The organism is Streptomyces aurantiacus (genome assembly GCF_001418335.1).
GTDB lineage: Bacteria > Actinomycetota > Actinomycetes > Streptomycetales > Streptomycetaceae > Streptomyces > Streptomyces aurantiacus.
In genome coordinates this window covers 14,475-25,103 of the sequence record NZ_LIPP01000084.1, presented here as the reverse complement: position 1 = coordinate 25,103, position 10,629 = coordinate 14,475, and the positions used below count along the sequence as shown (strand labels likewise).

Annotated in this window: 10 protein-coding genes, 1 rRNA gene and 1 pseudogene; 10 read left to right on the top strand and 2 right to left on the bottom strand. The window is 71.3% G+C overall.

Translation table 11 applies throughout. The annotated features are described in order from the left end of the window. Nucleotides 1-135: 135 nt before the first annotated feature. The 3 genes and pseudogenes from rrf (at nucleotide 136) to AOK01_RS44385 (ending at nucleotide 2,427) form a co-directional block, all read left to right on the top strand. Nucleotides 136-252, top strand: a 5S ribosomal RNA gene (gene rrf, locus AOK01_RS12425). 123 nt (nucleotides 253-375) lie between these two features. Further along, nucleotides 376-1,662: pseudogene (locus tag AOK01_RS46310) on the top strand (hypothetical protein); the annotation flags it as partial. Nucleotides 1,663-1,725: 63 nt separating this feature from the next. Next, a complete protein-coding gene (locus AOK01_RS44385; protein ID WP_245702220.1) occupies nucleotides 1,726-2,427 on the top strand; it encodes a tetratricopeptide repeat protein in 702 nt (233 codons plus the stop codon). A 100-nt stretch (nucleotides 2,428-2,527) separates the two neighbouring features. Here the strand turns inward: AOK01_RS44385 and AOK01_RS12410 are convergent, their stop codons facing one another. Beyond that, on the bottom strand, nucleotides 2,528-3,817 hold the full coding sequence (locus tag AOK01_RS12410) for a DUF1015 family protein (RefSeq protein WP_055511032.1): 1,290 nt from the start codon (nucleotides 3,815-3,817) through the stop codon (nucleotides 2,528-2,530). 71 nt (nucleotides 3,818-3,888) lie between these two features. On the opposite strand from AOK01_RS12410, the gene AOK01_RS12405 reads away from it, so the two are divergent. The 4 genes from AOK01_RS12405 (at nucleotide 3,889) to AOK01_RS12390 (ending at nucleotide 8,102) form a co-directional block, all read left to right on the top strand. Next, entirely contained in the window at nucleotides 3,889-4,917 is a 1,029-nt protein-coding gene (locus AOK01_RS12405) for an HAD hydrolase-like protein (protein WP_055511031.1), read from the top strand. A 154-nt stretch (nucleotides 4,918-5,071) separates the two neighbouring features. Continuing rightward, nucleotides 5,072-6,115, top strand: a complete 1,044-nt coding sequence (locus AOK01_RS12400; RefSeq protein WP_055511030.1) for a FecCD family ABC transporter permease — start codon at nucleotides 5,072-5,074, stop codon at nucleotides 6,113-6,115. A gap of 32 nt (nucleotides 6,116-6,147) precedes the next feature. Further along, on the top strand, nucleotides 6,148-7,203 hold the full coding sequence (locus AOK01_RS12395) for a FecCD family ABC transporter permease (protein ID WP_055511036.1): 1,056 nt from the start codon (nucleotides 6,148-6,150) through the stop codon (nucleotides 7,201-7,203). After that, nucleotides 7,200-8,102 carry an ABC transporter ATP-binding protein gene (locus AOK01_RS12390; protein WP_055511029.1) on the top strand — a complete coding sequence of 301 codons (903 nt, stop codon included), beginning with the start codon at nucleotides 7,200-7,202 and terminating at the stop codon, nucleotides 8,100-8,102. Before AOK01_RS12395 ends, AOK01_RS12390 begins: the two co-directional genes overlap by 4 nt. Here AOK01_RS12390 and AOK01_RS12385 read toward each other — a convergent pair. Next, nucleotides 8,086-8,433, bottom strand: a complete 348-nt coding sequence (locus AOK01_RS12385) for an SCP2 sterol-binding domain-containing protein (RefSeq protein ID WP_055511028.1) — start codon at nucleotides 8,431-8,433, stop codon at nucleotides 8,086-8,088. The two genes, AOK01_RS12390 and AOK01_RS12385, sit on opposite strands and share 17 nt — an antisense overlap. Before the next feature lie 54 nt (nucleotides 8,434-8,487). On the opposite strand from AOK01_RS12385, the gene AOK01_RS12380 reads away from it, so the two are divergent. From AOK01_RS12380 to AOK01_RS12370, 3 genes are read left to right on the top strand one after another with little or no spacing between them, the layout of a single operon-like run. Continuing rightward, nucleotides 8,488-8,880 (top strand): hypothetical protein, encoded by a 393-nt coding sequence (locus AOK01_RS12380; protein ID WP_079103371.1) that lies wholly within the window; start codon nucleotides 8,488-8,490, stop codon nucleotides 8,878-8,880. Between the two features lie 7 nt (nucleotides 8,881-8,887). Further along, complete coding sequence (locus tag AOK01_RS12375) at nucleotides 8,888-9,703, top strand: TlyA family RNA methyltransferase (RefSeq protein WP_055511027.1); 816 nt, start codon at nucleotides 8,888-8,890, stop codon at nucleotides 9,701-9,703. Continuing rightward, nucleotides 9,700-10,614, top strand: a complete 915-nt coding sequence (locus tag AOK01_RS12370; protein WP_055511026.1) for an NAD kinase — start codon at nucleotides 9,700-9,702, stop codon at nucleotides 10,612-10,614. The genes AOK01_RS12375 and AOK01_RS12370 overlap by 4 nt, the downstream gene beginning before the upstream one ends. Nucleotides 10,615-10,629: the final 15 nt, after the last annotated feature.

Below are 10,629 nucleotides of genomic sequence, written 5' to 3'. Positions count from 1 at the left end.
AGTTGCTCGCGTCCACTGTGTAGTTCCCAGACAACGAACGGTTGTGCTGGCTGAACAGTTCCACTAATCAATTGAATAGTGTGCTTGTTCGCTGCCCGTTCATAACTCTGCCTCTGGCGGAGTGTCTGAAAGGGTTTCGGTGGTCATAGCGTGAGGGAAACGCCCGGTTACATTTCGAACCCGGAAGCTAAGCCTTACAGCGCCGATGGTACTGCAGGGGGGACCCTGTGGGAGAGTAGGACGCCGCCGAACAATCTTTGAGGACCTCTGGTCCCAGCGAATCGCTGGGACCAGAGGTCCTTTTTTGTTTTCCGAAGCGCGCCGGGTACCCGGCTGCGCGAGAATGACTTGCGGTACCGATGACAGGAGTCACCCATGTCCACCAACTCTCCCGACGAGCGACCGGAGCGCGACCAGCGACGCCGGGACAGTGGTGACCGCGGCGGCTACCGCGGGGGCCCGAGCCGCGACAACGGCCGCGGTGCGCCCGGCGGCCGGCGCGACGACCGCCGTGACGACAGCCGTGGTGGTGGTAGCCGTCCGGCGTTCCGTCGTGACGACCGGCCCAGTGGGCCCAGTCGCGATGACCGCGACCGTGGTGCCCCGAGGCGTGACAACGATCGCCCGCCCTTCCGGCGTGACGACCGCCGTGATGACAATCGCGGTGGCGGTGACCGTGGCGGTTTCCGTCGCGATGACAATCGCAGTGGCGGTAGCCGTCCGCCGTTCCGTCGTGACGACCGGCCCAGTGGGCCCAGTCGCGACGACCGCGACCGTGGTGCCCCGAGGCGTGACAACGACCGCCCGCCCTTCCGGCGCGATGACCGCCGTGACGACAACCGCGGCGGTGGTGACCGAGGCGGCTTCCGTGGACGTGACGACCGCAGCGGCGGTGACCGTGGCGGTTTCCGTCGGGACGACAATCGTGGTGGCGGTGGCGACCGGCCGGCGTTCCGTCGTGATGACGAGCGTGGTGCCCCGAGGCGTGACAACGACCGCCCGCCCTTCCGCCGTGACGACCGCCGTGATGACAACCGCGGTGGCGGCGACCGTGGCGGGTTCCGTCGCGATGACAACCGCAGTGGCGGTAGCCGTCCGGCGTTCCGTCGTGACGACCGGCCCAGTGGGCCCAGTCGCGACGACCGCGACCGTGGTGCCCCGAGGCGTGACAACGACCGCCCGCCCTTCCGGCGTGACGACCGCCGTGACGACCGCCGTGATGACAACCGTGGCGGCGGCGACCGTGGCGGGTTCCGACGGGACGACAACCGTGGTGGCGGTGGCGACCGTCCGCCCTTCCGGCGTGATGACGATCGTGGTGCCCCGAGGCGTGACAACGATCGCCCGCCCTTCCGCCGTGACGACCGCCGTGATGACCGCCGTGATGACAACCGTGGTGGCGGCGACCGTGGCGGCTTCCGACGCGACGACAACCGTGGTGGCGGTGGCGACCGTCCGCCCTTCCGTCGTGACGACCGTCGTGACGACAACCGCGGCGGTGGTGACCGTGGCGGCTTCCGTGGACGGGACGACCGTGGCGGGCGCGACGACCGTGGTCGTGGTGGGCCCCGCCGCGAAGACAGTCGTGGCCGTCCCGGTGGCGGTTTCCGTGGGCGGGACGACCGCGGTGGTGGCGGTTTCCGCGATGAGCGGGAGCGGGACCGTGAGCCGATCAAGCGGCTGCCGATCCCTGACGACGTCACGGGTGAGGAGATCGACAAGGACGTGCGGCAGGAGCTCATGAGCCTGCCGAAGGGACTGGCCGATGACGTCTCCAGGAACCTGGTGATGGTGGCCAGGCTCATCGACGAGGACCCCGAGGGCGCGTACGGCTACTCCAGGGTTGCGCTGCGGCTCGCGTCGCGTGTCGCCGCCGTGCGGGAAGCGGCCGGCTTCGCCGCGTACGCGACCCAGAAGTACAGCGAGGCGCTCGCCGAGTTCCGGGCCGCGCGACGCATGACCGGCCACGCGGACCTGTGGCCCATGATGGCGGACTGCGAGCGCGGTCTGGGGCGCCCCGAGAAGGCGGTCGAGATGGCCGGAGCTCCCGAGGTGAAGAAGCTCGACAAGGCCGGACAGGTCGAGATGCGGCTCGTGGCGGCCGGTGCGCGGCGGGACCTGGACCAGCTCGACGCGGCCATCGTCACGCTGCAGAGCCCCGAGTTGGCCTCCAACTCCGCACAGCCGTGGACCGCGCGCCTGCGTTACGCGTACGCCGACGCGTTGCTCGCGGCCGGGCGTGAGGGCGAGGCGCGCGAGTGGTTCGCCAAGGCCGTCGAGTCCGACAAGGACGGCAGCACGGACGCCTCCGACCGCCTCGCGGAGCTCGACGGTGTCGAGTTCGTGGACGCACTCGACGAGGACGACGACAGTCCCGAGGGAGGTTCCGCGGACAGTGCCGTGGACAAGGACGACCTTGAGGGCTGAGGTCCGTCAAGCGTCGGAGTCGTAGGGGCGTAGGGGCGTAGAAGTGTGCGGGCGGGATTCCCTGGGGGAGTCCCGCCCGTTTGCGTCGTACGAGGTCGTGTCAGAGGCCGAGCGCGCGCAGTACCAGGCCCGACGCCGGCTTCGGGCCGAAGGACGTCGACTTGCGGGGCATCGTGACGCCCTGGCTCGCCAGGTCGCGTACGACCTCCTCGCGGACCGGATGCATCAGGACGGCCGTGCCGCCGTCGCGCTCCGCCTTGGCGACCGTGGCGGCTGTGTCGTGGATGTACGCGATGTGCTCCGGGACGTCCGGGATGCGCCAGACATGGTCGAGGAGCGTGGCGTGCAGGACCGTCGCGTCCAGGGTGCGCCAGGCCTCCGGGCGGTCCGGCCGGATCGTACGGGCGAGGAGGTCGGGCCAAGGGCGGTCGACGAGGTGGAAGCCGCCGTCGCCCGCAAGGAGGAAGGCGTTTCCGTCGGCAGCCGCCAGGGAGAGGGCCGACAGCGCCTTGGGCAGGGGTCCGTCGACGTGGCGTACGCGGAAGGACTCGCCCAGGGCGGAGAGGGCGTCGGGCACCGGGAGGCGGTGCAGGAGGCGGTGGATCGCGCGGACGCGCAGTGGATGGCGCGCGGTGTCGACCAGGAGCACCAGGCCGAAGTCCCAGGGGCTGGGCGACGGGTGCTCCGCGCGCAGCCGCAGGTAGGTCGCCCAGCGGTGGTGGCCGTCCGCGATGAGCGCCTGGCGGCAGGCCAGGTCCCGGTGGACCGCGGCGAGGTCCACCGGATCGGTGACGGCCCACAGTCGATGGCTGAAGCCGTCCTCCGTAGTGGTGGACAGCAGGGGCCGGTGCTCGGCGGTGCGGTCGATGACGGCGGTCGTGCCGGAGGCGGTGCCGTCGCCCCGGTAGGTCAGCAGCAGGGGTTCGAGGTTCGCGGAGGTGGCCCGCATGAGGGCCGCGCGGTCCGCGACGACGTGCGGCATGACGTCCTCGTGCGGCAGCACCACGCCCTCCGACGGCTCGGACAGCCGCAGGGCCCCGATGATTCCCCGCTGGAACAGGCCCTCGCCGTCCCGCTGCTCGTAGACGTACAGAGCCGGTTCGGCGTCGGTTCTCAGGACGCCCGCGGACACCCAGCGGTGCAGGGTGTCCGCCGCTTGTTCGTTACGGATGGCGGGCGTGGTGGCCTGCGGCAGGATCAGACGGACGATGTTGTGGGGGTCCGCGGATTCCAGGTGGTGCAGGCCGTCGGGCCGTACGACCACGTCGTACGGCGGGGATGTGACGGCGGACAGGCTGCCGACTCGGTCGGGGTCGTAGCGCAGGCCCCGGAACGGGGTGAGATCAAGGCCCATGCGTGCCGGTACGTCCGCGGTACCTGCAGTGTTCATTGATGCATCGTAAGTGTGTCAGTGGTATGAGGCATGATCGGGCAGAGGGATCGAACGAGGAGCGATGTGTAATGAGCCAGACCGCGAGGACGCGGCCCGAGGGCAGTGACCGGGCCCTGAGCGAGGCGTACGACACGGCGCTGCTCGACCTGGACGGAGTGGTGTACGCGGGCGGCAACGCGATCGCGTACGCGGTCGAGTCGCTCGGCACGGCCCACGCGGGCGGGATGCGTCTCGCGTACGTCACGAACAACGCGCTGCGGACCCCCGACACCGTCGCGGAGCACCTCACGGAGCTGGGCATACCGACCGAGGCGTCGGACGTCATCACCTCGGCGCAGGCCGTGGCCCGGCTGATCAGCGAGCAGGTGCCCCAGGGCGCGCGCGTGCTGGTGATCGGCGGGGAGGGACTGCGGGTCGCGCTGCGCGAGCGCGGTCTTGAGCCGGTCGAGTCGGCCGACGACGATCCGGTGGCGGTCGTGCAGGGATTCGGCGGGCCCGACCTGCCGTGGGGGCGCTTCGCGGAGGCGTCCTATGCCATCGCGCGCGGGGTGCGGTGGTTCGCGTCCAACACCGACCTGACGATTCCCAGCGCGCGCGGCATCGCCCCGGGCAACGGCGCGGCCGTGGAGGTCGTACGGATCGCGACGGGCGCCGAGCCGCAGGTGGCGGGCAAGCCGCTGCCGCCGATGCACCGCGAGACGATCCTGCGGACCGGGGCCGTCCGGCCGCTGGTCGTCGGGGACCGGCTCGACACGGACATCGAGGGCGCGTTCAACGGCGAGGTGGACTCGCTGCTCGTGCTGACCGGGGTGACCGACGGGGCGCAGCTCCTCGCCGCGCCGCCGCAGCACCGGCCGACCTACGTCGACGCCGATCTGCGGGGGATGCTGACCGGCCAGCCCGAGGTCGTCGAGGCGGGCGACGGGTTCCGGTGCGGGGGCTATACGGCGACGGCCGGCGGCGAGCGGCTCGAACTGGCCGGTGAGGGCGAGCCCATGGACGGGCTGCGGGCGTTGTGCGCCGCTGCCTGGACGGCGGCCGGGGACGCGGCGTGCGAGCTGGACGGAGGCAAGGCGCTGGCCCGGTTGGGGCTTTGAGGGCGGCTGACCCATGACTCATGCCCCTGGGCCTTTGAACCTGAACCCAGAGAGCTTTGCCCGAGCCCTGAGAGCTTTGATCGGAGGGGGAGGTCGCGCAGGTCACGGCCTACACGGATCGAACCAGCTTGCGAGGGTAGGCTAACCTAACTGCGTGTTGGTCGACAGTCCCCCCGAACCGCGCGCGGAGACCGCCCCCGCGCCTCCGACCCGCCGGGCGATACGAACAGTAGGGCTCTTCCTGTCCCTCGCCGTGCTGGTGCTCGTCGCTCTGGCGAGCATCGCGATCGGCGCGAAAGAGCTGTCCCTTGAGCAGGTCTGGCACGGCCTGTTCGAGGACTCGGGTACGTACGGCGACGTCGTGGTGGGTGAGCGGCTGTCGCGTACGGTCCTCGGGCTGCTCGTCGGCGCCGCGCTCGGCCTTGCCGGGGCCGTGCTCCAGGCGCTCACCCGCAACCCGCTCGCCGACCCCGGGCTGCTCGGCATCAACGCGGGCGCGTCCGCCGCGGTCGTCACGGCGATCACCTTCTTCGGCGTCACCTCGCTGAACGGCTATGTGTGGTTCGCCTTCGGAGGCGCGGCCGTGGTCGGGGTGCTGGTGTACTTCCTCGGCGGCAGCCGGGGCGCGACGCCGGTGCGGCTCGCCCTCGCGGGGACCGCGATCAGCGCCGCGCTCTACGGCTATCTCCAGGCCGTGATGATCATGGATGAGGCGGCGCTCGGCAAGATGCGCTTCTGGACGGTCGGTTCGCTGGCCTCGGCCACCGACACCACCATCCGGCAGGTGCTGCCGTTCCTCGTCGCCGGTACGCTCCTGGCGCTGGCCCTCGCCCGTCCGCTGAACGCCATGGCCATGGGCGACGACACCGCCCGCGCGCTGGGGGCGCATCTGAACCGCACCCGCGCGCTGTCCATGGCCGCCGCCACCGTGCTGTGCGGGGCCGCGACCGCCGCCTGCGGTCCGATCGTCTTCGTGGGGCTGATGGTCCCGCACGTCGTCCGCTCCTTCACCGGGCCCGACCTGCGCTGGATCCTGCCGTACGCCACCGTGCTGTCGCCGGTGCTGCTGCTCGGCGCCGACGTCGTCGGCCGGATGGTCGTGCGCCCCGCGGAACTCCAGGTCGGCATCGTCACCGCGATCCTCGGTGGTCCGGTCTTCATCTTTCTCGTACGACGGCGGAGGACGGCGCAGTTGTGAAGGCCCTACGCAACCAGGCCGAACACGAACAGGTGGTCCCTGCCCGGCGCTTCCGCGGTCGCACCCTCCGTACCGGCGGGGGCGGGCTGTCGGTCCGTGTCGACGTCCGAGCGTTCACGGTCGTCGCCCTGCTGCTGGTGGCGGCGCTCACCGCGAGTGTCGTCCTCATCGGCACCGGCGACTTCCCGATCCCCGCCGCCGACGTCCTCAGGACGCTGCTCGGCAACGGCGACGCGGGCCAGGAGTTCATCGTCAACGAACTGCGGCTGCCGCGGGTCCTGGTGGGGCTCCTGGTCGGCGCCGCGCTCGGGCTCGGCGGCGCCCTCTTCCAGGCCATCTCCCGCAATCCGCTGGGCAGTCCGGACGTGCTCGGACTCGGGCAGGGCTCCACGGCCGGCGCGCTCGTGATGATCGTGCTGTTCTCCGGGAGCGCCACCCAGGTGACCGTCGGGGCGCTGGTCGGTGGCCTGGTGACCGGTCTTGCCATCTATGCGCTGGCCTGGAAGCGGGGCGTGCACGGATACCGACTGGTCCTGGTCGGTATCGGTGTCTCCGCGATCGTCACGGCCGTCAACGGCTACCTGATCACCAAGGCCGACCTCGTCGACGCGGCCCGCGCGATCGTCTGGATGACCGGTTCCCTCAACGGCCGTGACTGGTCCCAGGTCTGGCCGCTGCTCGGGCTGTGCGCCGTACTTGTACCCCTGGTCCTCGGCAACGCGCGCGCCCTGCGGATGCTGGAGATGGGCGACGACGTGGCGTACGCGCTCGGCGTGCGGGTGGAGCGGACGCGGCTGCTGCTCATGGTGGCCGCCGTGCTGCTCACCGCGTCCGCCACCGCCGCCGCGGGCCCGGTCGGCTTCGTCGCGCTCACCGCGCCGCAGCTCGCACGGCGTCTCACCCGCTCACCGGGGCCCAACCTGGTGCCGGCGATGTGCATGGGCGCCACCCTCCTGGTCGTCGCCGACTGGGCCTCGCAGCGGGCCTTCGGAGCCGACCAGCTGCCCGTCGGCGTGGTGACCGGAGTGCTCGGCGGCGTCTATCTGCTGTGGCTCCTGGTCACCGAACGGAAGGCGGGCCGGATATGAACAGCCCAAGGAGCACACCAGGCACACGGAGTACAAGGAGTACAAGGAGCACAGTGAACCGCCTGTCCGCCGAGGACGTCACCCTCGCCTACGACCAGCGCGTCATCGCCGAACAGCTGTCGGTCGAGATACCGGACAACTCCTTCACGGTGATCGTCGGCCCCAACGCCTGCGGCAAGTCCACGCTGCTGCGCGCCCTGTCCCGGATGCTGAAGCCGCAGCGGGGCCGGGTGCTCCTGGACGGCCAGGCCATCCAGTCGATGCCCGCCAAGAAGGTGGCGAGGACGCTCGGGCTGCTCCCGCAGTCGTCGATCGCGCCCGACGGGATCACCGTCGGCGACCTCGTCGGCCGCGGCCGCTACCCACACCAAGGGCTGCTGCGCCAGTGGTCGACCGAGGACGAGCGGGTCGTACGCGAGTCCATGACGTCGACCGGGGTCGCCGAACTCGCCGACCGGTATGTCGACGAGCTCTCCGGAGGCCAGCGCCAGCGTGTGTGGATCGCCATGGCGCTCGCCCAGCAGACGCCGCTGCTGCTGCTCGACGAGCCGACGACGTTCCTCGACATCCAGCACCAGATCGACGTACTCGACCTGTGCGCCGAGCTCCATGAGGAGCAGGGCCGCACCCTGGTCGCCGTACTGCACGACCTCAATCACGCCGCCCGGTACGCCACCCACCTGATCGCCCTGCGCGACGGGTCGGTGATCGCGGAGGGCGCCCCCGCGGACATCGTCACGGCCGGGCTGGTCGAGGAGGTCTTCGGGCTGCGCTGTCAGGTCATCGACGACCCCGAGACGGGTACGCCGCTGGTGGTGCCGGCGGCACGGAAGGCACGTACGGCGCCGGGTCCGGGTTCAGGTTCGGGTTCGGGCGGCAGGGTCAGAGCAGCTTCCTGAGCCGGATCAGGTCGCGCAGGCCCGCTTCGAGCTTCACCCGGCCCGAGCCCCAGGCCTTCGCGAAGTTCAGCTCGCCCTCGACCATCGCGACCAGGTCGTCGCCGGTCATGGCGAGCCGGATCTCGGCCTTTTCGGGCGGCGGGCCCTCGACCGTGTCGAGCACCGTGATGCGGCCGTCCCGCAGCCGGCCGACGAAGGTGGTGTCCAGGTCGGTGATACGGCAGCTCAGCGAGCGGTCCAACGCGGCCGCGCTCCGTACGTCGCCGTTCGCGCCCGCCATGTTGTCCGAGAGTCTGTCGAGTGCGCCGCGGCACTCCTCAATCGTCGCCATCGTGATCGACGGTACCCCAGCGCTTCGCGGTAGCGTCGGGGCATGAACGACTCCATGACCGGCCCGGAGACCGAATTGCTCGGTTCGGGGCCTTTCGGTGCGGAGCCGGAACCGGAACTCGAACCGGAACCCGAACCGGAAGCCGATGCCGACGCCGAGCCCGGTGTCGGGGCCGATGCCGGGGCCGACACCCGGCCCGAGTACGACCCGGCCGCCCCCGCCCCGCTGCACGCGCCCCGCACGCCCACGGGCGATGCCGGGGTCGACGCCCTGCTCGACCGGCTGGCCGACGCCGACCACCTCGCCACGGACGGGCACGTGGAGGTGTACGAGGATGTACACGCGGGGCTGCGCGACACGCTCACCGCGCTCGACGCCCGCCCGGGACCCCCGGCGCCCCCTACGCCGTACAACAGCAACAGCAACAGCAACAGCAACAGGAGCTGAACCGAACGTGGCAGGAGTGGCACGACGCCGCCTCGACGCCGAGCTGGTCCGGCGCAAGCTCGCCCGCTCGCGCGAGCACGCCGGACAGCTGATCGCCGCCGGGCGGGTCACCGTCGGCAAGAACCTCGCGACCAAGCCCGCCACGCAGGTGGAGACCGCGGCGCCCATCCTGGTCGCCGAGGACGACAACGACCCGGACTACGTCTCGCGCGGCGGCCACAAGCTCGCCGGGGCGCTGGAGGCCTTCGTACCGCTCGGCCTGGAGGTCGAGGGCCGGCGGGCCCTGGACGCCGGAGCCTCGACGGGCGGGTTCACCGATGTGCTGCTGCGCGCGGGCGTCGCGGGGGTACTCGCCGTGGACGTCGGCTACGGACAGTTGGCGTGGTCTCTGCGAAGCGATGAACGCGTCACCGTCAAGGACCGTACGAACGTACGCGAGTTGACGTTGGAGGCGATCGATGGGGAGCCGGTGGATCTCATTGTCGGTGACTTGTCCTTCATCCCGCTCGGCCTGGTGCTGCCCGCCCTTGTGCGGTGCGCGGCGCCCGGAGCCGACCTGGTGATGATGGTCAAGCCGCAGTTCGAGGTGGGCAGGGAACGGCTCGGGAGCGGCGGAGTCGTCCGCAGCCCCCAGCTGCGGGCGGACGCCGTGCGCCAGGTGGCCCGGCAGGCGGGCCAACTGGGGCTCGGAGTGAAGGGCGTGACGGCCAGTCCGCTGCCCGGGCCTTCCGGGAATGTCGAGTACTTTCTGTGGCTGCGTGCCGGGGCTCCCGCACTGGACCCGGCCGACGTCGACCGTGCAGTGGCGGAGGGGCCGCGTTGAGTGACACCGGTGACACCCGATCTCGTACCGTTTTTCTGCTCGCCCACACCGGACGGCCCGCGGCCATCCGCAGTGCCGAGCTCGTCGTCCAGGGGCTGCTGCGCTCCGGGCTCGGCGTACGCGTCCTGGAGGCGGAGGCGGCCGACCTGCCGTTGCCGTCGAGCGTGGAGCTCGTCAAGGAGGCGACACCGGAGTGCCTCGACGGATGTGAGCTGCTGATCGTCCTCGGCGGCGACGGGACGCTGCTGCGCGGCGCCGAGTTCGCCCGCGCCTCCGGCGTGCCGATGCTCGGCGTCAACCTGGGGCGCGTCGGCTTCCTCGCGGAGGCCGAGCGCGACGACCTCGACAAGGTCGTCGACCGGGTGGTGACGAAGGCGTACGAGGTCGAGGAGCGCATGACCGTCGACGTCGTCGTGCACAGCAACGGCGACGTCGTGCACACGGACTGGGCGCTCAACGAGGCCGCCGTGCAGAAGGCGGGAGCCGAGAAGCTCCTTGAGGTCGTGCTGGAGATCGACGGGCGGCCGGTGACCGGGTTCGGCTGCGACGGGATCGTGCTGTCGACACCGACCGGGTCCACGGCGTACGCCTTCTCCGCGGGCGGTCCCGTGGTGTGGCCGGAGGTCGAGGCGCTGCTCATGGTGCCGATCAGCGCGCACGCCCTGTTCGCCAAGCCGCTGGTGACCTCGCCGAACTCGGTCCTTGCCGTGGAGATCCTGCCGCACATCCCGCCGGGGGTCCTGTGGTGCGACGGCCGCCGCACGATCGACCTGCCGCCGGGCGCCCGCGTGGAGGTGCGTCGCGGGGCCGTTCCGGTGCGGCTGGCCCGGCTGCACCACGCGTCGTTCACCGACCGGCTGGTGGCCAAGTTCGCGCTGCCGGTCGCCGGGTGGCGGGGGGCGCCCCACTAGGGCCCTTCTGATGGA

What these genes read in the sequence shown, in the direction of transcription:
- AOK01_RS12405 (WP_055511031.1), top strand. Translation starts at nt 3,889, where the DNA reads ATGAGCCAGACCGCGAGGACGCGGCCCGAGGGCAGTGACCGGGCCCTG.
- AOK01_RS12385 (WP_055511028.1), bottom strand. Translation starts at nt 8,433, where the DNA reads ATGGCGACGATTGAGGAGTGCCGCGGCGCACTCGACAGACTCTCGGAC.
- AOK01_RS12390 (WP_055511029.1), top strand. Translation starts at nt 7,200, where the DNA reads ATGAACAGCCCAAGGAGCACACCAGGCACACGGAGTACAAGGAGTACA.
- AOK01_RS12410 (WP_055511032.1), bottom strand. Translation starts at nt 3,817, where the DNA reads ATGAACACTGCAGGTACCGCGGACGTACCGGCACGCATGGGCCTTGAT.
- AOK01_RS12380 (WP_079103371.1), top strand. Translation starts at nt 8,488, where the DNA reads ATGACCGGCCCGGAGACCGAATTGCTCGGTTCGGGGCCTTTCGGTGCG.